Origin of the sequence: Nitratireductor sp. B36, assembly GCF_020833685.1 — a bacterium.
Taxonomy (GTDB): Bacteria; Pseudomonadota; Alphaproteobacteria; order Rhizobiales; family Rhizobiaceae; genus Nitratireductor.
In genome coordinates, this window is sequence record NZ_JACKZY010000001.1 from 932116 (window position 1) to 954093 (window position 21978).

Genomic DNA, 21978 nt, shown 5'->3' on the forward strand with positions numbered 1-21978 from the left:
ACAAACTGAGCTTGTGTCCCGGACTTTTGCCGGATTTTATGTCCATGTTATACGGCTATAGGGACACCATTAACTGAATAGCTTCAGACGGAACCAAATCGATGTCTGTGGCTTATGATGAAAAACCATTTGGAGAGGATACATGAAAAAGTCACTGCTTCTCGTACCGGCGCTGCTTCTCGGTGTTGCTGCCTGCACCCCAACTGAACAGGGCGCGGCATTTGGCGGTGCCAGTGGTGCGGCCATCGGTGCACTCGCTTCCGGTAACAAGGTCGAAGGCGCCATCATCGGCGGTGCCATCGGTACCGTGGCGGGCGCCCTCGTCGGCCGCGCCTCGGAAAACAGCAACCGCTGCATCTATCGCGACGAATACGGCCGCCGTTACGAAGCCCGCTGTCCGCGCGGTTACTAACCGACAGCTTTCCGCGGGCACAGCCTGCGGACTGACTTATGCAAAGGCCGGGATGCAGAACGCATCTCGGCCTTTTGCTGTTCCTGTCTCCCAGCCGCGCAAGCGCCCCCCTTCCACCGGAGCCGGCTGTCCGGGCCAGAGCCATTCCAGGGAGGTGCAGACGCCACCCGATTCACGTGACTTCCTGCCTCGCCTTGGGTGAATTGACTTTTGTCAATCGCCGTGAATAATGTCGAAAGGAGGCGCGGAATGGCTTATCGTCCTGCAGACCAGATCATACACAAGGCCGCGTGGCTATACTACACGCATGGCCTGCGTCAGGACGAGGTGGCGCAGCGGCTGAACATTTCGCGCGCATCCGTGGCGCTCTATCTGCGCAAGGCCCGCGAGGCCGGCATCGTCAACATCTCCACCTCCACACACCTCTTCAGTGGCGAGCGTCTTGCCCGTCAGATGGAAGATGCCTTTGATCTGGAGACCGTTTGGCTCGTGGGCGAGAATTCCCTTTCGCCCTCGCCTGCCTCCGAAATCCCGACCCTGGCTGCCAATGTCTTTCTCGAAATGGTCGAGAACGGCTATCAGGTCTGCGTCGCCTGGGGCCGCACCGTCTACGACATCGCCGACGCCATGAGCTATGCCGACCGCGAAGGCGTGACGGTAGTCGAAATGTGCGGCAATCTCGGCTCTCCCTATGCTTATCGCCCCGACCAGTGCACCATGGAAATTGCCCGCCGGCTCAACGCCAAGGGCCTCAATTTCTATGCCCCCCTTGTCCTGAGCACGCAGGAACTCGCCCGTGCCCTGCGCGAAGAGCCCGTCATACGCGAACAGCTCGACGGTATCAGCGCCTGCGATCTCGCCCTCTTCACCGTCGGAGCGCTCGACACCGACAGTCATGTCATAAAATGCGGTGCCCTCAGCATCGAAGAGCTGGAAAAGCTGAAAGGCATGGGCGCCACCGGCGTCATCGCCGGGCAGATCATCACCGCCGATGGCAAACTGCTGGACTGTGACTACAACCGCCGCATGATCTCGGCTGATTTCGACGCCATCCGCGCCATACCGAAGCGCCTGATGGTGGTGCAGGAGGACGAGAAGCTCGAACCTCTCAAGGCCGCCATCGCCGGGCGTTTCTTCACCCATCTGGTCACCACCTCCTCCATGGCGGCAGCGCTTTTGAAGCACCATGCCGCCAGTGAACCGACGCCGGCCTGAACCTCGCCGGCAATCGCAACCCTTCAAGACAATACAGGACCGACATGCAGAACCTCTGGAAAGACAGCGAAGCCGAAAAGTTCGTCGAGCACTACGCCGCAAAGGGCGTCGACCGCGATCTGGCGCTGCGCGTCTACACGACCCGCCTTCTCGGCGGCGAGCCGCGCCTTGTCCTGCATGGCGGCGGCAACACCTCGCTCAAAAGCAAGGCGACCGATATTCTGGGCCGCGAATATGACGTGCTCTGCGTCAAGGGCAGCGGCTGGGACATGGGTGTGATCGAGCCCGAAGGCCTGCCTGCCGTGAAGATGGACGCGCTTCTGGCCGCCCGCAAGCTCGATGCGCTGGCAGACGAGGACATGGTCGCCATGCAGCGCGCCAATCTCATCGATCCGGGCTCCCCGAACCCCTCCATCGAGACCCTGCTGCACGCCTTCCTGCCGCACAAATTCGTCGATCACACCCACTCGACCGCCATCCTCGCGCTGGTCGACCAGAAGGATTCCGAAGCGCTCTGCAAAAAGGTCTTCGGCGACCGGCTCGGCTTCGTGCCCTACATCAAGCCGGGCTTCGACCTCGCCAAGGAAGCCGCCGACATCTACGACAAGAACCCGTCCGTCGAGGGCCTGATCCTCGACAAGCACGGCATCTTCACCTTCGCCGAAGACGCGAAGACGGCCTACGATCTCATGATCGAGTTCGTCACCATGGCGGAAGATTATGTCGCCAAGAACGGCAAGGCTCCCTTCAAGCCGGTGGCGCTTCCCAGGGAGCTCGCCACCCCGTCCGAGATCATGCCCTATCTGCGCGGCGCGATCGCTATTGACGAGGGCGAGGGCAAATATGGCGGCATGGTCTGCGATTTCCGCACCTCGCCGAAAATCCTCGATTATGTGAACGCCGACACGGCAGAAGAGCTCGCCACGCGCGGCGTTTCCACGCCGGACCTGTCGATCCGCATCAAGACCGGCCCCATGGTGCTGCCCGCCCCGGAGGCCGGCAAGCTCGATGACTATGGCAAGGTGATCCGCGAAAAGGTCGCGGAATTCTCCGCTCGCTACAAGGACTATTTCGAGACCAACAACGCCGCCGACGATGTCGAGCGCACCATGCTCGACACCATGCCGCGCCTCACACTGGTGCGCGGGCTCGGCCTTATCGGCCATGGCCGCAGCATGAAGGAAGCGAAGATCGCCGCCGATGTCGGCGAGATGCTGGTGGAAGCCGTCACCGGTGCCGAGGCCATCGGCTCCTTCCACCCGCTCGCGCTGTCGGATCTCTTCGAGTTGGAATACTGGTCGCTTGAACAGGCCAAGCTCGCCTCCAACAAGCCCAAGCCGCTGTCCGGCCAGGTCACTCTGGTCACCGGCGGCGCTGGCGCCATCGGTGCGGCCACGGCAAAACTTTTCGCATCGCAGGGGGCCCATGTGGTCGTCGTCGACATGCATGCCGACAAGGCCGAAGAGGTCGCGAAATCGATCGGCAATGCCGCCATCGGCATCGGCGCCGACGTGACCGACGCGACAGCCGTGCGCGCCGCCTTCGACAAGGCGCGCGATGTGTTCGGCGGTGTCGACATCGTCGTCTCCAACGCGGGTGCGGCCTGGGAAGGCAAGATCGGCGAGCTGGAAGACGCCACGCTGCGCAAGAGCTTCGAGCTCAATTTCTTCGCCCATCAGAGCGTTGCACAAAACGCGGTGCGCCTCTTCAAGCAGCAGGGCACCGGCGGCGTTCTCCTCTTCAACGCCTCCAAGCAGGCGGTCAATCCGGGGGCGAATTTCGGCGCCTACGGCCTGCCCAAAGCGGCAACGCTCTTCCTCTCGCGCCAATATGCGCTGGACTACGGCTCCATCGGGGTGCGCTCCAACGCCGTCAATGCCGACCGCATCCGCTCGGGCCTCCTGACCAACGAGATGATCGCCAACCGCTCCACCGCGCGCGGCGTTTCAGAGAAGGATTATATGGGCGGCAATCTTCTCGGCCTCGAGGTCCGCGCTGAGGATGTGGCGCAAGCCTTCCTGAACCACGCCCTCGCCGAACGCACCACCGCCGACGTCACCACCGTCGACGGCGGCAACATCGCGGCAGCGCTGCGCTAATATAGAGCCGGCAGTCCCTTCATCCGCCTGCCGGCACCTTCTCCCCGCAAACGGGGAGAAGGAGGAAGCTTCGATTTTCACGCCTCCATTCGCAATGTTGAAACAGCTCCGCCACCCTCTCCGCGCTTTCCTTCTCCCCGCGAGCGGGGAGAAGGTGCCGGCAGGCGGATGAGGGGCGAGCGCCAACACTGCAAAGAGCGCGCCCGCCATCCCGCCCTCGCCCTTCGACAGGCTCAGGATGAGGGCTTTCGTTGCCACCTCAGCGCGAGATTCACCTGCCCCTATCAAGCCGCCCCCCCCTTTCCATGTCCTTTCCCTGTCCTTTCCCTCATCCTGAGCTTGTCGAAGGGCGAGGGAATGGACACGCACAATCATCGCCACGCTTTCCTTCTCCCCGCCAGCGGGGAGAAGGTGCCGGCAGGCGGATGAGGGGCGACCACCAACCGCCCTGCGATTGGGCGCGGCGTACCAGCAGTGACCCTCCCGGCATAGCCCCTCGGGTCGAGGCCCGAGGGTGACGAATGGCAGAAGCGGTGGCGTCAATCTCCAACGCCGAAGATTTGCATCGCCCCACCCCCAATTCGTCATACCCGGCCCCCGAGCCGGGTATCCATGCCTGAACGGCAAACAAAAAGGGCGACCCGAAAGCCGCCCTTTCCATTTCATCCCAATCACGCCTCAGTCGCGCGCAGGCAGGGGCATCCAGTCCGGCACGGCCACATCGGCATGGGCAAACTGCGGCATCTTCGCCGAAAGGTCGTCCATGTTCTTGATGTCGCCGTCGTTCAGCGCCTTCTGCGTAATCAGCGTCGGCGGAACGATGACGCTCTTGCCCGGCTCCTCACCGGCCAGAAGCATCGCAAGCGCGCGCACCGAAACCTCGCCCACGACAGCAGGGTTCGTGGCAGCCGTCGCCACCCAGGCGCTGCCCGGCTCGCGCATGGCGGAAATGTCGGCCGTCGAAACGTCAGCCGAATAGATCTTGATGCTGTCGGAAAGGCCGGCCTCGTCCACGGCGATCTTCACGCCCTTGGCGAATTCGTCATAGGGCGCGAACATGACCTGGATGTCCGGGTTTGCCGTCACCACCGAGCGCGCCTGATTGGCGACCGAATTGGCGATCGGATTGTCAAGCGTGCCGAATTGCGCCACTTCCTCGATGCCCGGATATTTTTCCTTGAACTCACGCCAGGTTTCGTCGCGGCGATCGAGCGGCGCAATGCCGGCCACATAGACATAGCCCGCCTTCCACTCTTCGCCATTGTCCTTGATCGCCTGTTCCAGCGCCAGCCGCGCCAGATCCCGGTCGGACTGCTCGATCTGCGGGATCGCGTCATTCTCGACATTCACGTCAAAGGCCACGACCTTGATGCCCGCATCGACGGCGCGTTGGGCCGCTTCCTTCATGGATTCGGTCAGGCCATGCTGGATGATGATGCCATCAACGCCAAGCGCAATCGCCTGATCCACCATGTCAGCCTGAAGGGCGGCGTCCTGCCGGCTGTCGAGCACGCGCAGGTTCACGCCCAGCGCCTCGGCCTGCTTTTCCACGCCCGAAAGATAGGCCTGGAAGAAGTCGCCGGTGGAAAGATAACGCACCAGCGCGATTTCCACGTCGCCCGGGTTGTCGAATGGCGCGGGCTTGTCCTGTGCGCCGGCTCCTGCCGGCAGGAGCATGGTGGCGCCGGCGAGTGCCGCGGCCATCTTGCCCAGAAGTCTGCGTGAAATGTTCATGTTCTTCTCCTCCACTGCCTGTTGCTCTTGTTCCGCGCTATCGGGCATTCCTCCCCAGAAGCGCAAAGGTAAAGATCAGCGCGATGACAAGCACCGCCCCCTTGACGAAATCCTGCGTGTAATAAGGCACGTTCATCATAGTGAGCCCCTGCAGGAGCACGCCCACGAACAGCGCCCCGATGGCCGTGCCGAATGCGTTCGGCTTGGCTGCACCCAGCACCGCAAAACCGATCAGTGCCGCCGCCACCGCATCCAGAAGCAGATTGTTGCCCGAGGCGATGTCGCCGCGTCCCAGGCGCGCTGCCAGAAGAATGCCGCCGATGGAAGCGAACACGCCCGAGATCACATAGGCCCAGATGCGATAGGCCTTGACCGGCGCACCGGCGAATTCCGCAGCCCGTGCATTGGACCCCACCGCATACATCATGCGGCCAAACCGCGTGTATTCGAGGAAGAACCAGATCAGGATGGCAAGCACGATCAGCACCACCACCGAGGCCGGCACAAGATTTTCAATGAAGAGGTCGAACCGATGACGCCCGAGCGCCAGAAAGGCCTGGCTGAACGTGCCTTCGGCGGTCGAGCCATCAGGCAGCGTCATGCCGGTGGCGATGGAGCGCCCTTCGGTCGGGATGCGCTGCAAGCCGATCAGAAGGAACATCATGCCCAGCGTTGCCAGAAGATCGGGCACCCGCATGTAGCAGATGATCAAACCGTTGATCAGCCCGACCAGCGCGCCGATGGCAAGGCACACCAGAACCGCGACGAGCGCGTTCTGCTCCAGCACCACCATCACATAGGCCGCCGCCATCATGGAGCTGGTGGCGATGGAGCCTATGGAAAGGTCGAAACCGCCCACCACCAGCGTCGCTGTCACGCCCAGCGCCAGAATGCCGGTGATCGAAACCGACTGCAGGATGAAGACCGCCGCCTGCGGCGAGGTGAAGCCGCGCGTGGCCAGCGAGAAGAAGACGATCAGCCCCACAAGCAGGGTCAGAAAACCATAGCGGATGGCCAGCTCGCGCATTGAAAGCCCCTCTTTTGGCCGCGCATCGACCTTTGCTTCCACTGTGCTTTCCCGTGCCGTCTGGCTGTCCATGCTCACTCAGCTCCCTGTCACTTCCAAACGCTGCCCGGCAACCTCCGCCAGAAGCCGGTCCATGTCCACATCGGCATTGCGATGCTCGCCCACAATCGTGTTTTCCGACATGACGAGAATGCGGTCTGCTGTCTCCAGCGCCTCGTCCAGTTCGGTCAGAAAAATCAGTGTTGCGCGATCGCCAGCACTTTCGCGCAGCTTGGCCGCAATGTCGTGGCGGGCGGCAATGTCGACACCCTGAAACGGCTCGTCGAGGATCAGCAAGCGCGATGTCTGCGTCAGCCAGCGCGCCACCGTCACCTTTTGTTGATTGCCGCCTGAAAGCGTCGCCAGATCGTCGCGCTCGGAGCGGCAGACGATCTTCAGATCCGCAATCTGGTCACGCGCCGTCTGGCGCTCGGCCCGCCGCCGCATCACGCCCGCATTGGCGAAACGCGGCAGAAAGGGCAGGCTCATATTCTCATAGATGTTGAATTCCGGCACGATGCCCGTGGAGGCGCGGTCCTTGGCAACGAGGAAAACGCCATCCCGGATCGCGCTCTGCGGCGTCTTTGGCGCATAGGGTCTGCCATCCAGCTCCATCGTGCCCGACAGAGGCGCGTGAATGCCAAAAAGGGTTTCTGCTAGCTGCGTCTTGCCCACGCCCACAAGGCCCGTCACGGCCACGATCTCGCCCGCACCCAGTTCAAGCGAGATCGGCTTTGCGCCCTGTGCGATCCTCAAATCACGCGCCGAAAAGACCGGCGTCCCCGCCGCGCGCACATTAATGCTGTGGCGGCCGAGATTCTGCCCCAGCATGGCATTGACCGCGCCTTCGTAATCGAGCGGCTTGTCTTCGAACTGGCCGACAATCGCCCCGTCGCGCAGGCTCACGATCCTGTCGGCAACACGGCGGATATCCGACATGCGGTGCGAAATATAGAGAATGGCGACGCCACGCGCCTTCAGCCGGTCGATGAGCGCGAACAGCCGCTCGGCCTCATTGCTCGAAAGCGAAGAGGTTGGTTCATCGAGGATCATCACCTGCGGCTCGTGCGACATGGCGCGCGCAATCGCCACCATCTGCCGGTCGGCCAGCGAAAGGTCGGTCACTTCCGCGCCAAGATCGATCCCCAGCCCCATGCGCTCGGCCACGTCGCGCGCCTCACGCCGCACCTTGCGCGGATTGAAGAAGAAGCCGCGGCCCGCACCATTCAGCCGGTCGAGCACAAGATTGCTCGCCACGTCGAGCGCGCCGACAACACCATCATTGATGTTCTGGTGAACCGTCACCACGCCGGCCCGCATCGCTTCGGCGGGCGTGGCAGGGGAGAAGGGCTTGTCGCCCAGCATCATCACGCCGCGATCGGCGCGGTGGACACCGCTCATGATCTTGACAAGCGTCGACTTGCCGGCGCCATTGGCGCCCATCAGAACCGTGACCTCGCCAGCGCGCAGATCGAGCCCAACCCCGCGCAGAACGGCGTTCGGTCCGAATGCCTTGGTCAGACCGGCTATCCGAAAAATGGCAGTGTCGCCCATAGTCTCCTCCCAATATGACGCTATCAGGTAACAAGCATTTGTCAACACGATTGACAAATGACAGAGCCTTGGTAGCGTGTTGCCAGAATTGACGGCAGGAAAGTGTGGTGTCCCCGATCTCGGCCTGTGCCATTCACGCGCGCCCTTTCTGCAGGATCGGGGTGTGGGATGAACAGGCTGGCCTCGTGCTTCTTCTCCCCTCGAAAGGGAAAATTTGTGCGGGAACACGGGCAATAATAGGACGCGAACCATACGCCTCTTGCTCAGGCGAGAATGGGAGGAGACAGAAGAGATGAAAGAGAACGCCTTTGAGGCCCTGACGGTGGAGAGCCTGCCGGATCGCCTTGGCAGCATCCCAGAGATTGCCGATCGTCTCGGTGGCGCGCCCACCGCATGGAAGGTCCGCGAAGTGGGCGACGGCAATCTCAATCTCGTCTTCATCGTGGAAGGTGAGGCGCAAACGCTCATCATCAAGCAGGCATTGCCCTATGTCCGGCTCGTCGGCGACAGCTGGCCGCTTCCCCTGAAGCGCTCCTTCTTCGAATATCACGCGCTCACCCGCCAGGAAAAACGCGCGCCGGGCACCGTGCCTGCCGTCTATTACTTCGATGAGGCGCAGGCCCTCATCGCCATGGAGTTCCTGTCGCCGCACATCATCCTGCGACGCGCCCTAATCGAGGGGCAGGAGCTGCCGAAGATCGGCAGGGACCTCGGCCTCTTCATGGCCCGCACCCTCTTCCGCGGGTCCGACCTTTCCATGAAGGCGGCAGACCGAAAGGCCGATCTCGCGCTCTTCGCAGACAATGTCGACCTTTGCGACATCACCGAAAGCCTGGTCTTCACCGACCCCTATTTCGAAGCGCCGATGAACCGGCACACGCCCGGTCTCGACGCTTTGGTGAAGGAACTGCGCTCAGACCGCGATCTGAAGGTCGCCGCCCAGCGCATGAAGCACCTCTTTGCTACAAGAGCCGAGACCATGGTGCATGGCGACCTGCATTCGGGCTCCGTCATGGTCACGAAGGACGACACCCGCGTCATCGATCCGGAATTCGCCTTTTACGGCCCCATGGCCTTCGATGTCGGCATGTTGCTTGCCAATTACTGGATGGCTTATTTCTCCCAGCGCGGGCACGAGGAAAACGGCAGCCGCGCCTCCATGCGCGGCTATCTGCTTGGCGTCATTTCCGAGACCTGGACCACCTTCCGCGACGAGTTCGCCCATCTGTGGCGCACCGAGCGCAGCGGCATGCTCTATCAGGCATCGCTCTATGAAGATCAGAACGATGCGCTGGGTTCGGAGCAGGCGCTCAACCATGTGATCCACGATTTGTGGACCGACATGCTTGGCTTTGCCGGCATAGAAATGCACCGCCGCATTCTGGGCCTCGCCCACAATGCTGACTTCGAAGACATTGCCGACGAGAAGCTTCGCGCTGCCTGCGAGGCACCGGCTCTGAAATTCGGACGCCACATTGTGGTCAACCGCAAACACATTCAATCGCTGGCCGAGCTTGATAGGCTGGCCGAAGCACTCGACCAGGGGAAACTGTCATGAAGGTTGGAGACAAGCACTACCGCACCATCTGGGTGAACGAGGATGGCTGGTCTGTCGATCTCATCGACCAGCGCTGGCTGCCGCACGAGCTGCGCATCGAAAATGTGAAGACCGTCGAAGGCATCGCCACCGCCATCCGCGACATGTGGGTGCGCGGCGCGCCGCTGATCGGCGTCACCGCCGCCTATGGCGTTGCCATGCGCATGCGCGAGGATGCTTCTGATGCCGCACTCGATGCGGTGTGGGAACAGCTCCACGAGACACGCCCCACCGCGATCAATCTGCGCTGGGCGTTGGATGAAATGCGCGGCCTCCTGCGCGACATTGCCGAGGCCGACCGCGCCGAGGCGGCCTACAAGCGCGCCGCCGAGATCGCCGATGAGGATGTGGAATTGAACCGCAGCATCGGCCGGAACGGACTGGAAATCATTCGCGAGATCGCCGCCCGCAAGAAGCCCGGCGAGCCGGTCAACATTCTCACCCACTGCAATGCCGGCTGGCTGGCCACCGTCGATTTCGGCACCGCCACCTCGCCCATCTACCACGCGGTGGAAGAAGGCATTGCCGTTCATGTCTATGTGGACGAAACCCGCCCGCGCAACCAGGGCGCCCAGCTCACCGCCTGGGAGATGGCCGGCCACGGCGTTCCCCACACGCTGGTGGTCGACAATGCCGGCGGCCATCTCATGCAGCACGGCATGGTGGACATGGTGATCGTCGGCACCGACCGCACCACTGCCGATGGCGATGTGTGCAACAAGATCGGCACCTATCTGAAGGCGCTGGCGGCGAAGGACAACAATGTCCCCTTCTATGTCGCACTGCCCTCGCCCACCATTGACTGGACGGTGCATGACGGCGTGAAGGAGATTCCCATCGAGGAACGTTCAGGCGACGAGGTCTCTCTCGTCTGGGGCAAGGATGAGAACGGCAAGGTGCGGCAGGTGCGGATTTCGCCCGAGGCATCACCTGCCGGAAATCCCGCCTTCGACGTGACGCCGGCCCGGCTTGTCACCGGCCTCATCACCGAGCGCGGCATCGCCGATGCCTCACCCGAAGGGCTCGCCAAACTCTTCCCCGACCCGCCGAAATCGAACGCTGCGTGAATTTCAGAAAACGATTCAGAAATCCGGGAAAATCGCCTGTTTCTGAATCGTTTTCGGGAAAAATCGGACGTTTTCCGGAAAACCGAGAACCGCCGCTTTGGCACTAACCAAAGCGGCGGTTTTTTACATCAATAAGGCGTGTCGCCCCCATCAATGGTGATGGACTGTCCACGGATGATCGTTGCCGCATCGGACAACAGGAAAACGATCACACGCCCCACCTCGACCGGCTGGATGTGACGCCCAAGCTGTGCGGGAACCATCTGCTTCATCATTTCTTCCGACTTCGCCGCATCGCCACCGACGATGAAGTCAGCCACCGTCTTGAGCATGTCGGTTGCCACGCCACCCGGGCACACAGCGTTGACATTGATGCCGCGTGCTGCCCATTCGAGTGAGAGCGAACGGGTCAGGTTGATCACCGCTGCCTTGGAGGCGTTGTAGCCGGCCATGTTGGGATAGCCGACCTTGCCGGCATTCGACGCGATGTTGACGATCGCCCCGCCCTTTTCCATCTGGCGCGCGGCTGCCTGCGAGGCGAGGAGAACGCCCTTCACATTGACCGCCATTTCGAGATCGACGTCGTCTCCGGTCAGTTTGTCTGCCGCCCCGAGGCGCACCACGCCGGCATTGTTGACCAGCCCGTCAAGCCTGCCCATACGGGCCACCACCTCGTTGAACGCGGCCTCCATGCTGGCGCTGTCGGTCACGTCGCTTGCAGCCGCCATGACATTGGGTTCGCCGCCAAGATCCTTGAGTGCCGCTTCGAGTTTTGGCCCCGGCAGATCGAGCAGCGCCACGCGCCCGCCCGCGTCGATGATCGCCTGAGCGATGCCACGGCCAATGCCGCCGGCTGCCCCGGTAACCGCGATGACCTTGCCTTCAAGTGCCTTCATTCCAAGCCCCTGTCATTCTTCGGAACTCACCTCACGGTCTGATTCCGATTCTTGTTGTAATTGTCTGTTTCAGTTTGATTTTCTCACCAGGTCGAACGGGCGCTGACGCCACCATCGACCGTGATGTTCGTTCCGCTCACCCAGCGCGAAGCCTCGGAGAGAAGGAAGAGCGCGGCGTCGCCGATATCCTCCGGCTGGCCGAGCCGGCCAAGCGGTGCCGCCTCCTTCCAGCGGTTCACACCTTCGGGCCATCCTTCTTCAATGCCGTCGCGGTGGATCAGACCCGGAGAGACGGAATTGACGCGAATGCCAAGCCCGCCAAGCTCCAATGCTGCCGCCTTGGTGAACATCAAGAGCGCTGCCTTGGAGGCCGCATAATGGGCATGGCCGGGGGCCGGCTGATGCCCTTCGATGGAGGCAATGTTGACGACCGCACCACCGCCACCGCGCGTCTCGACATGGTCGGCGAAAGCGCGCGTCAGGAGAAACGGAGCGCCGGTGTTGATCGCCATCATCTGCGCCCAGCCGGCCTCGTCGATCTGCCTGAGCGCCTCGACGGGCTGGAAGCCGGCATTGTTGACCACGCCGTGAACAGAACCGAATTCTTCGAGCGCCGCTTGCATGAGAGAGGCCGCTTCGGCTTCCTTCGAAAGGTCACCGCCGGCAGCGAACGCCCGCGCGCCCAATTCGCCCGCAAGCGCCTCGGCGGCACTTTTGTTGCCATTGTAGTGACACACCACATTCGCACCCGCCTCATGCAGACGCCGCGCGATGCCGCTACCAATGCCGCCGCTGGCGCCGGTGACGATGACCGTGCGACCGGTGAGATCAAGCAGGGATGCGACGGGTGGGATGGTTGCAGCCATGATCAGGCTCCTTTCAGATTGGGCAGAAGCTTGGCCAGGATCGCCTCGATTTTGCGCCCGGCAATCTCGGCATTGGCAAACACCTCTTCGATCGTGTCGGGCTGCTGGTCGGGACCGCCGGTCGCCTTGTTGGTGATGGCCGATAGCCCGATGACGGGCAGCAATGCGTGCCCGGCGGCAATCACCTCGGTGACAGTCGACATGCCGACGGCATCCGAGCCGGAAGCGCGGTAATAGCGGCGCTCCGCCGAGGTTTCGAGGGACGGCCCCAGAACGCCCGCATAGATGCCCTGCCGCACGGAAATGCCAGCCGCATCCGCCGCTTTGCGCGTGAGCTCGAGCAGGTCAGGATCATAGGCGCGCGACATGTCGGGAAAGCGAAGGCCGATCTCATCGTCATTGGGCCCGACCAGCGGGTTCAGCCCCGTGAAGTTCATGTGATCCTCAATGAGCATCACGTCTCCGGGCTCATAGTCGGGATTGAGCGAGCCGGCGGCATTGGTGACGATCAGCGTTTCGGCACCGAGGCGCTTGAGCAGATAGACGGCAAGCGCGATGTCGCGCGGCGCCCAGCCTTCATAAAGATGCAGCCGGCCCTGCATCATGATCACGCGCTGGCCTTCCAGATTGCCGATCACGAAAGCGCCCTTGTGGCCGGGTGCGGTGGAGACCGGAAAGCCATCGACCTCTCCGTAAGGGATCGTGACGGCATCCTCCACCCGGTCGGCGAGCTGGCCGAGCCCCGACCCCAGCATGATGGCGATGGGTGCTGGCGCCCCTGCCCGCTTGGCAATCGATGCATGGGCGCGTTCAAGACGCGCGAGTTGGCTTTCGCTCATTTCATTCTCCCAGGGTTTTACTGTCAGGCCACGGTGGCGGCGATGCGCGGCGCGAGCTCTGCCACTGCGTCCAGTGTGTCGTCGATCGAGTGACGGGTGAGCACGCCATCGCGCACCACCTGCTCGCCACCGACGAACACATGGCGCACGTCGGATCTGGCGGTGGAATAGACGAGATGGGTGACGGGATCGAACATCGGCACCGCATGCGGGCGCTTCACATCGATCAGGATCATGTCGGCGAGCTTGCCTTTTTCGAGACTGCCCAGCCTGTCGGACGCGCCCAGCGCCCGCGCGCCGGAGCGTGTCACCATGGCCAACGCCTGATGGGTGGAGACGGCATCGGCCCGCTGGCTCGCGCCCTTGTGCAGCGTGGCGGCCAGCCGTAGCGCCATCCACATGTCGAGATCATTGCCGCTGATCGCACCATCGGTTCCGAGTGCGACATGGACACCGGCTGCCAGCATGTCAGGTATGCGGGCAATCCCGGAGGCGAGTTTCAGGTTGGACATGGGGTTGTGCGAAACGGTCGTGCCCGTGCGCGCCAGAATGGCGATTTCCTCATCGTCCAGATGGACGCAATGGGCGAGCGTCGTGCGCTCATCAAGGAGATCAAGATGATCGAGATGGCGGATGACGGAACTGCCATAGCGGCCTTCCACATCGGCCTGTTCGGCCTTCGTTTCCGCCGCATGCGTGCTGAAGAGCCCACCGTGTTTGTTTGTGATATCCCTGGCCGTCTTCAGGTTTTCGGGCCCCACCGTATAGGCTCCGTGGGGCATGGTTGCCGGGAAGACATCGTCTGCACCCGCAAACGCTTCAAAGAACGCCTCAGCACTGGCAATGCGGTCATCGAGCGTTGCGCCGTCCACACCCGGCCCATCGAAGAAGATGCCCCCCGTCGACACCCGCATGCCCACTTCGCGCGCGGCGCGAACCGTCTCCACCGGATACCAGAACATGTCCATCGTGCTGGTGACACCGGAGAGGAGCAGTTCGGAAAAGCCCAGAAGGCTGCCAAGATGCGAGGTCTGCGGATTGAGGATAGCGCCTTCGGCGGTCCACACCTTCTGCAGCCACGGCTCCAGCGGCAGATCCTCCACCAGACCGCGAAACAGGCTGTCGGCGGCATGGCAATGGCTGTTGATCAGCCCCGGCATCAGGATGTGCCCGCTGCCATCGATGACGTTGCGGGCGTTCCCCGCGGCCTGTTCGAGCGCTGCGCTCTCGCCAATCTGCGTGATGCGGCCATCTGAGACCGCAACGCCGCCATTTTGGATCACCGTCTGCTTTTCATCGCAGGTCACGACAATGGCGTTTTTGACAACCAGATCGACGGTCATGAAGCATCTCCTCTTGCGCGTCTTGCCCGCCACCATGACAGGGCAACCAGCACGATAAGGGTCGCCAGATACGGCATCATGTCGGTGAACTGCTGGGCAAGCCCCAGACCCTGCACGCGGAAGGACAGGCTGTCGACGGCACCGAACAGAAGCGCGATGAAGAAGAGCGGCCACGGGCGGCCACGGGTCAAGAGCACCGCGACAACGGCGATCCAGCCGCGCCCGGCGCTCATGTTTTCAACGAAGAGATTGACATTGGCGATGGAAAGCTGCGCCCCGCCCAGACCGCAGAGCGCGCCGCATGCAATGAGCGCCAGAAGCTGGACACGTTTTGGACTGACACCGCCAGCCCGAAGCGCCTGAGGGTTTTCTCCCGCCGCGCGAATGCGCAAGCCAAGCCGGTGGCGGGCGAGAAACACATGCAGGAACGGAACGCTGAGAAGCGCCAGGTAGAACGGCAGCGCCTGGCCGCTCAGGATCGGGCCGAGAAGCGGCACATATTCTATGAAGGGCAAACGGATGGGTGCGAACCCGGCAATCGCCGGATCGCTGAAGGCACCCGTGACATCGAAAATGGCGCGCAGGAAGAACGTGGTGAGACCGGCGGCGAGAAGGTTGATGGCGATGGAAACGACGATGGAATCGCCGCCGCGCCGCACATTGAACTCGGCAAAGACAAGCCCGAGCGCCATGCCGGCCACCATGGCGGTGAGCGCGCCTATATAGGGCGTTCCGGAGAAATAGGCCCCCAGCACCGCCGCAAACGCGCCCACGAGCAAAAAACCTTCCAGCGCGATGTTGAAGACACCGGCCCGCTCGCACAGCGCGCCGCCAAGGGCGGCCAGAAGAATGGGCGTGACAAAGCGCGGAATGGAGGCGGCGAAGGAAGGATCGGCGATCAGCTCAAACATGGCCGTCTCCATCGCCCCGCGAAGCGGTCAGCGCGCCGGAGACGCGGCTTGCCACGAAGAGGATGATGACCGCCTGCACGACAAGCGCAATCTCCTTGGGAACGCCGGCCGCCCGCTCTATGCCGGCGGCACCCGTCTGGACGGCAGCAAAGAAGAAGCCGGAAATCGGCACCGCCCACGGCACCATGCCCACCAGAAGCACCGCGATGATGCCAGTCCACGCATAGAGCGGCTGTACCAGCATGCCGTCGATATAGCGGTGGTGAATGCCGAACACGGCGATTGCGCCGACCATGCCGGCAATCGCACCGCTGAGCGCCAGCGTCTGCAGCGTGAGCCTGCGCACCGGCAGACCCACCGTGCGGGCGAAATCGGGCGAAAGCCCGTTGAGCCGCGTGTGATAGCCGTGGACGGTCCTGTAGCTGTAGATCAGCGCAAAGGCTGCCGCCACTGCCGTGAAGAGGATGCCGATATCGAGCCGGGTTCCCGGAAAATAGGCAAACCAGGTTTCCTGCGGCACGAGATGCGACTGAACCATGCCCGACTGCACGTCGCGGTAAGGGTGGGCCACCAGATAGGAGGCGATGTAGCGGATGGGGTAGTTGAGGAGGAGCGAACCGACAAGCAGCGGCACGCCCATGAAAAGCTGGAGCACCCCGGCAAGCAGCGCCCATAAGGCCCCGGCCAGCATGGCAGCGAGGATCGCCACGACAAGCACCAGCAGCGGCGGCCCCGGCATGAGCACGGCAACCAGCGCTGCCACCAGCCCGCCGGCGACAAGCTGCCCCTCCCCACCAATGTTGAACAGCCCGGCACGAAAGCTCAGCATGACCGAAAGCGCCATGCCGACAATCAGCGCCGAGCGGCTGAGCGTTGCCATCAGATAGGCGTTTCTGCGCCCGCCAAAAGCGCCGTTCCAGAAGCCCGAAAGCGCCTCGCCCACCGGTGCGCCGACAAAGAGCAGCAGCGCCAGAATGATCGCGGCGATCCACAGGAAGGTGAAGAGCCATGGCAGCGCGCTGCGGGTGGCCTTGCCGGCATCGAAAGCGATCATGCAGCAGCTCCAGGCGAAGCCGCGCCCAGCGCGTCGGCGGCACGCGAGGTCATCAATGCGCCGACGCGGTCGCGGCTGGCTTCGCCGCCATCCACCTCTCCGGCGATGGCGCCGTCATACATGACCAGAATGCGGTCGGACAATGCGATCACCTCGTCGAGCTCGGTGGAAACCAGAAGAATGGCGTGACCCGCATCGCGCATGCGCATCAACTCGCCATGGATGAAATCGATGGCGCCGATATCGACGCCCCATGTGGGATTTTCGGCGATCACCAGCGGGGTATTGCGCGAGAGTTCGCGCCCGACGACGAGCTTCTGCTTGTTGCCGCCCGACATGGTGGAGGCGGAAGCGCGCGGACCGGCCACGCGAATGCGATAACGCTCGATCAGGGAGCGCGCATACTGCGCCATGGCACCGTGTTTCAGGAACGGCCCGGCGGTGAAAGCGCCCGCATCGTCGCGGCCCGCATTAGCGTTTTCGCTGACGGAGGCGCGAAGGGCGAGCCCCATTCGCTGCCGGTCTTCAGGAATGTAGCTCATGCCGCCCTGCCGGCGCGCTTCCACATCCAGTTTTTGTATCTCATTTCCGCACAGGGTGATGGAGCCAGAACGCACGGGCTCAAGCCCTGTGAGCGCGCGGATGAGCTCTGCCTGGCCATTGCCGCTGACGCCGGCAATGCCGACAATCTCGCCTGCACGAAGATCGAAGGAAACGGGCCCGACGTCACGGCCGCGGCGCGCGACGGTGAGGTGATCGACGGCCAGCACCGTTTCGCCGGGGGAAAGCGCCTTGCGGGTTCTGGCCGCCGGGAGATCGCCGCCGACAATGCCACGGGCGATCTCGTCCTTCGAGGTTTCGGCAAGTGGTGAGGAGGCGACAAGACGCCCTGCCCGCATCACGCTCACCCGGTCGGCGATCTCCATCACCTCATCGAGCTTATGGGTGATGAGAACGATCGCCTTGCCCGCCTCGCGGAAGCTCTTGAGCGTTGCAAAAAGCCGGTCCTTCTCCTGCGGGGTGAGCACGGCGGTCGGCTCGTCGAGGATCAGGACTTCGGCCTCGCGGTAGAGAACTTTGAGGATCTCCACCGCCTGCCGCTCGCCGACGGAAAGGCGGCCGACGCGCCGGTCGAGATCGATGGCGACACCGTGGGTTTTGGCGATTTCATCGAGGCGCGACCGCGCGCGGGCGAAATCGACAAAGCCGAAGCGGCCCACCGGCTCGGCGCACAGGACGATGTTTTCCAGCACCGTCATCTCTTCCTGCAGCATGAAGTGCTGATGCACCATGCCCAGCCCATGGGCGATGGCATCCTGCGGCGAGGCCCAGCGCCGCGCCTTACCATCCAGACGGATCGTGCCGCTTGCCGGCGTGACCAGCCCGAAAAGCGCGTTCATCAGGGTGGACTTGCCAGCGCCATTTTCGCCCAGAAGCGCGTGGATTTCGCCCGGCTCGATGCCGAGCGAAACATTGTCCACGGCCGTGACCGGGCCAAAGCGGACGGTGACGTCCTGCAGGTCGATGCGCATGATGCGTGCTGCTCTGGCGCGCTTACTTGGCGAACATCGGGTCTTCGAGTTTTAGCGAGCCATCCTCGATCTGGCCTGCTACCTCGCGCATCTTGGCCACCACCTCCGGATGATCGGCGATGAGGCAGCCGCTGTCGGCCAGTTCGTCTTCCTCGAGCGCGATGGTCGATACGCCACCTTCCTTGAGGCCGAGCGCCATGGTGAGCTTCTTCTCGCCCTCAAGGATCGCGCCGATGGCCTGAACCATGGCGTTGTCGACGCGCTTCAACGTGACATCGACCACGTGGCCGGGCGCATTGGGGCACTGGTTCACATCGACGGAATAGACCTGGAAATCCTTTTCCTTCGCCGCCTCGAAGACGCCGAAATCACCGCCCGATGTGGCCGTGAAGATCTGGTCGGCTCCGGCAGCATTCATGGCCACGGCCTGTTCCTTGGCGCGCACCGGATCGGCAAACGGATTTTCGCCACCCACCCAGCGAATGTCGACCGAGGCGTCGGCATTCACCGACTTGACGCCATCGGCATAGGCGTCCGTGTAGCGGTGCAGGAAGGGGATATCGAGCGCGCCGACAACGCCGACCTTGTTGCTCTCGGTCAGCATGCCGGCGGCGACACCCACGAGATAGCTCGCCTCATATTCGCGGAAGACCGCGCAATGCACATTGTCGGGCCGGTCATCGATGCACTGGTCGACTATAAGGAACTGCGTGTCGGGCGCGGTGGGCGCGACCTGTTTGACAATGTCGTTGAACTCGAAACCAAGGAGCACGACGATATCCGCGCCCTCGTTGACGGCGGCGTTGACGTTTTCGAGACGGTCGGCAGCCGTGCGGCTCTCATAGGTTTCGACATCCGCGCCGTATTTCTCGCCAGCCTGCTCGATGCCAGCCTGGCCAAGCTTCAGGAAGGCGTTGACGCCGATCTGGTCGGGAGAGACGTAGACGAAAAATTTATCCGCCGCAGAAGCAGGGACGGTGAATGCTGTCGTTGCCAGAAGCCCCACCGCCAACCAGTTTTTCAAACCCCTCATGCCATTACTCCCTGTTTGGCCTCCGGATCGCCGTGCGTTCATTCGGACGCAACAGAACGATCTGATCTTCTGATGGAGCATCGGAATAAGCAGAAAACCGGTTTCCGCTTTTCGGTCCGATGCTTTAGTCGAAGGCATACTGACGCACCGACAGGACTTTGACAATTGTCAAGCTGACTGATCATTGTGGAAGTCTGAGCGAACGAGGTTGGTCATGCCCCCTTCATGGTTTGTACAAAATGCCGGTGTGCCGGAGTTCTGGACCGAGGAGCGGTGCTTCATCACCGAGTTGATGAACACGCCCGCTTCGCCCGAAACCTCGCTGGCAATAGCGCGTGTGGAACCCGGGGTGACAACCCAGTTGCACAGTCTGACGGGCGTTTGCGAGCGCTATGTCGTGCGTAGAGGCGAGGGTGTGGTGGAGATCGATGGGGAACGTCAATTCCTCTCCATTGGAGATCAAGCCATCATTCCGGCCGGTGCGGCGCAGCGCATCATCAACACCGGGACAGAGGATCTGGAGTTCTATTGCGTCTGCACGCCGCGCTTCACGCCGGAGACTTATGTGAATCTTGAAGATTAACACACAAAAAGGGGCCGACCTTTCGATCGACCCAAAACGTTTGCCGGCCTGAGTGTTTCGCCAGCCCTTTTGGTCCGGCTTCGTGACCGTCAGGACTGCATTTCACGAATTTTGTAAGCGACCTCGGTTCTGTTGGTCGCGTTCAACTTTTTCATGATGTTGCGAATGTGCACTTTGACCGTGCTTTCACACAGCTGAAGTTCATAGGCGATGATCTTGTTTGCCTTGCCGCGGCGCAGCGCCTCGGCAACTTCGGCCTCGCGGGCGGTGAAGAGATTGCCAAGGCCGACCACGCGGCTGCTGTTCGAATTGATGACATCGCGCATGGCCAAGACACCACTGGCAGGAACAAAAACCCCGCCTGCCCGCGCCAGAAGAATGGCTTCCGCGGCCACGTCGACACCGACATTGCTGGGAATGTACCCCTTGGCCCCGGCTTCCAGCGCCTTGAGTATCTGCCCCAGATCATCCGTATCAGCGATGACGATAACGGGTTGCTCTTCGAATTCTTCAGCGAGATCGTGGATTTCGTTGCAGATGCCCTGTTCGGTGATCTTGCGGCTGCCCACAATGAGAAGGACAGCTTTGGGATGACGTCCCCCGGCGATCTTATGCCATTCGTCCGAAGACCCGACGGCGAAAATGTCGAGAGAGGGGTTCTGCGTTTCCAGACTGCGGGCCAAACATTCTCGGTCCAGCACTCTGGGATCAATCAGAAGGACGAGTTCCCGATCCGTTTCGTCTCGTGCTTCGTCCCAGTCTTCCGGCGAGGGCGCTGCCAGTGCACCGCCCGATGCTTTCATGAGTCCGTGTAGATTATTGCTTCTGCTGCTTTGCCCTATCTTTGCATGTTCCATGACTAAAGCTCCCCAACACTCACCCAAGACAAACCCCAGTGATATTGGAGAAGCGCGTTCTTATTCTTATTGCACGACCCACCCTCCACCGAAAAGTCTAGCGGTGGCGCGAACCCCTCTCAGAGGCCCTCAACAGGATTATCACTTGGAGATTTATTATCCTCACGATTGGGGACATTTTGCATTAACATGGATCAATTTTATGCAAGAATCATTCAATATGATTATAACTGCAAAATACTTCATCAGGGTTGCGATCCAACCCCGCCACAAGAATAAATTGAATTATCTAACTTTTTCGGAGTAAATGCCCTCAATTTGCCTGCTGAGAGGCGATTTTCGGGACATTCACGCGGTTTTTCGTTTATTTCCGACAGTCTACATGAACAGACTGCTGCCGTGACAAGCACCCAGAAGCTGTAACCACAGGCATTTCATCCCAGTTGATATATCGGGATATACTACTGCTCGAAGAATAAATCTCAGGAGACGAGCGGATCGGCTATCGCCAGATAGGATCCCTCGAAGCCTGTGGCCTCGATCAATCCAGCGCGATTTTGAAACGTGACCACACCGCTGCGAAAGGACACGTAGCCGCTTTCGCGCAGTTTTCTCAAAACCCGATTGACGTGCACAACCGACAGACCAAGCGCATCGCCCAGGTCCACCTGGGTCAAAGGACAGGCAAAGGAGCTTGCTCCCTGCCCCTCATACACGCCGACGCGAAACGAAAGCTCCAGCAGAAGATGCGCTACCCTTTCGAAGGCGCCACGCCGGCTGATGTTGACAAAATGCTCTGCCGCACGAGCATAGCGCCGTGCCATTCCCTTGAGAATGAACTCGCGCACATGACGTGGATAGGTCGACAGATTTTCGTAGATCGCACCGGGAAACTCAAAGAGAGTGACCGCGGTAAGTGCCCTCACTTCCTCTCGGGCCCATTCGGTTGTGCCAACGGTGATCACATCGCCGGTCAGGGAAAAATCGACCACCGTGCGAGAGCCGTCTTCGAGCTCCTTGCCGTTGGACACCCACCCAGACACGACCAGAAGGACAGCGCGCTTCTGTCCATCCATATCCGCAATGGTATCACCGCTTGAATAGATGCGCTTTCGCAGTCCGGAGTGGTTCGACTTGTTCGCCCCCATCCCGAACATGCCACGAGCCGTTTCAGCCTCCAGATAATGCAGGATTTCCCTGTAATTTTCGGTGCCCCGAACCGGCATACTACCCCGCATTCTGCGTGTCCGACCACTTGCGGGTCGGCTACTGTCGCGACCCGAAGTACTCATGGGACAAATATCCGAGGTTTAGACACTC

At 61.7% G+C, this 21978-nt stretch carries 19 protein-coding genes; 6 read left to right on the forward strand and 13 right to left on the reverse strand.

Annotation, left to right across the window (positions count from 1 at the left end; genetic code table 11):
• Window positions 1–142 precede the first annotated feature (142 nt).
• From H7H48_RS04665 to H7H48_RS04675, 3 genes are all read left to right on the forward strand, one after another.
• The gene (locus H7H48_RS04665) at window positions 143–412 is read left to right on the forward strand and encodes a YMGG-like glycine zipper-containing protein (RefSeq protein WP_229447620.1); all 270 of its coding nucleotides are present in this window, start codon (window positions 143–145) and stop codon (window positions 410–412) included.
• Between the two features lie 249 nt (window positions 413–661).
• Window positions 662–1627: a sugar-binding transcriptional regulator gene (locus H7H48_RS04670; RefSeq protein ID WP_229447621.1), complete on the forward strand. Its 966-nt coding sequence runs from the start codon at window positions 662–664 to the stop codon at window positions 1625–1627.
• Window positions 1628–1671: 44 nt separating this feature from the next.
• Window positions 1672–3726 (forward strand): bifunctional aldolase/short-chain dehydrogenase, encoded by a 2055-nt coding sequence (locus H7H48_RS04675; protein ID WP_229447622.1) that lies wholly within the window; start codon window positions 1672–1674, stop codon window positions 3724–3726.
• Between the two features lie 678 nt (window positions 3727–4404).
• Here H7H48_RS04675 and H7H48_RS04680 read toward each other — a convergent pair.
• From H7H48_RS04680 to H7H48_RS04690, 3 genes are all read right to left on the reverse strand, one after another.
• Window positions 4405–5460 carry a substrate-binding domain-containing protein gene (locus tag H7H48_RS04680; protein WP_229447623.1) on the reverse strand — a complete coding sequence of 352 codons (1056 nt, stop codon included), beginning with the start codon at window positions 5458–5460 and terminating at the stop codon, window positions 4405–4407.
• A 37-nt stretch (window positions 5461–5497) separates the two neighbouring features.
• The gene (locus H7H48_RS04685) at window positions 5498–6487 is read right to left on the reverse strand and encodes an ABC transporter permease (protein ID WP_229448107.1); all 990 of its coding nucleotides are present in this window, start codon (window positions 6485–6487) and stop codon (window positions 5498–5500) included.
• Window positions 6488–6565: 78 nt separating this feature from the next.
• Window positions 6566–8080 carry a sugar ABC transporter ATP-binding protein gene (locus H7H48_RS04690; RefSeq protein ID WP_229447624.1) on the reverse strand — a complete coding sequence of 505 codons (1515 nt, stop codon included), beginning with the start codon at window positions 8078–8080 and terminating at the stop codon, window positions 6566–6568.
• 292 nt (window positions 8081–8372) lie between these two features.
• Here H7H48_RS04690 and mtnK point away from each other — a divergent pair, with 292 nt between their 5' ends.
• Together mtnK and mtnA are read left to right on the forward strand one after the other, a co-directional pair.
• The gene (gene mtnK, locus H7H48_RS04695; protein ID WP_229447625.1) at window positions 8373–9638 is read left to right on the forward strand and encodes an S-methyl-5-thioribose kinase; all 1266 of its coding nucleotides are present in this window, start codon (window positions 8373–8375) and stop codon (window positions 9636–9638) included.
• Window positions 9635–10744, forward strand: coding sequence for an S-methyl-5-thioribose-1-phosphate isomerase (mtnA, locus tag H7H48_RS04700; protein ID WP_229447626.1), 1110 nt, complete (start codon window positions 9635–9637; stop codon window positions 10742–10744). The genes mtnK and mtnA overlap by 4 nt, the downstream gene beginning before the upstream one ends.
• A 128-nt stretch (window positions 10745–10872) precedes the next feature.
• Here the strand turns inward: mtnA and H7H48_RS04705 are convergent, their stop codons facing one another.
• The 8 genes from H7H48_RS04705 to H7H48_RS04740 form a co-directional block, all read right to left on the reverse strand.
• Entirely contained in the window at window positions 10873–11640 is a 768-nt protein-coding gene (locus H7H48_RS04705) for an SDR family NAD(P)-dependent oxidoreductase (RefSeq protein ID WP_229447627.1), read from the reverse strand.
• 83 nt (window positions 11641–11723) lie between these two features.
• Window positions 11724–12506 (reverse strand): SDR family NAD(P)-dependent oxidoreductase, encoded by a 783-nt coding sequence (locus H7H48_RS04710; RefSeq protein ID WP_229447628.1) that lies wholly within the window; start codon window positions 12504–12506, stop codon window positions 11724–11726.
• Window positions 12507–12508: 2 nt separating this feature from the next.
• A complete protein-coding gene (locus tag H7H48_RS04715; RefSeq protein WP_229447629.1) occupies window positions 12509–13345 on the reverse strand; it encodes a purine-nucleoside phosphorylase in 837 nt (278 codons plus the stop codon).
• Window positions 13346–13368: 23 nt separating this feature from the next.
• Window positions 13369–14688, reverse strand: coding sequence for an amidohydrolase family protein (locus H7H48_RS04720; RefSeq protein ID WP_229447630.1), 1320 nt, complete (start codon window positions 14686–14688; stop codon window positions 13369–13371).
• The gene (locus tag H7H48_RS04725) at window positions 14685–15599 is read right to left on the reverse strand and encodes an ABC transporter permease (RefSeq protein WP_229447631.1); all 915 of its coding nucleotides are present in this window, start codon (window positions 15597–15599) and stop codon (window positions 14685–14687) included. Before H7H48_RS04725 ends, H7H48_RS04720 begins: the two co-directional genes overlap by 4 nt.
• Window positions 15592–16653 carry an ABC transporter permease gene (locus H7H48_RS04730; RefSeq protein ID WP_229447632.1) on the reverse strand — a complete coding sequence of 354 codons (1062 nt, stop codon included), beginning with the start codon at window positions 16651–16653 and terminating at the stop codon, window positions 15592–15594. The genes H7H48_RS04725 and H7H48_RS04730 overlap by 8 nt, the downstream gene beginning before the upstream one ends.
• On the reverse strand, window positions 16650–18185 hold the full coding sequence (locus H7H48_RS04735) for an ABC transporter ATP-binding protein (RefSeq protein ID WP_229447633.1): 1536 nt from the start codon (window positions 18183–18185) through the stop codon (window positions 16650–16652). The genes H7H48_RS04730 and H7H48_RS04735 overlap by 4 nt, the downstream gene beginning before the upstream one ends.
• A gap of 22 nt (window positions 18186–18207) precedes the next feature.
• Window positions 18208–19218: a BMP family ABC transporter substrate-binding protein gene (locus tag H7H48_RS04740; RefSeq protein WP_229447634.1), complete on the reverse strand. Its 1011-nt coding sequence runs from the start codon at window positions 19216–19218 to the stop codon at window positions 18208–18210.
• A 214-nt stretch (window positions 19219–19432) separates the two neighbouring features.
• On the opposite strand from H7H48_RS04740, the gene H7H48_RS04745 reads away from it, so the two are divergent.
• Entirely contained in the window at window positions 19433–19801 is a 369-nt protein-coding gene (locus H7H48_RS04745; RefSeq protein WP_229447635.1) for a cupin domain-containing protein, read from the forward strand.
• 89 nt (window positions 19802–19890) lie between these two features.
• On the opposite strand, the gene H7H48_RS04750 is transcribed toward H7H48_RS04745, so the two are convergent.
• The gene (locus H7H48_RS04750; protein ID WP_229447636.1) at window positions 19891–20604 is read right to left on the reverse strand and encodes a response regulator transcription factor; all 714 of its coding nucleotides are present in this window, start codon (window positions 20602–20604) and stop codon (window positions 19891–19893) included.
• A 536-nt stretch (window positions 20605–21140) separates the two neighbouring features.
• Window positions 21141–21896: a Crp/Fnr family transcriptional regulator gene (locus H7H48_RS04755; protein WP_229447637.1), complete on the reverse strand. Its 756-nt coding sequence runs from the start codon at window positions 21894–21896 to the stop codon at window positions 21141–21143.
• Between the last annotated feature and the right edge of the window lie 82 nt (window positions 21897–21978).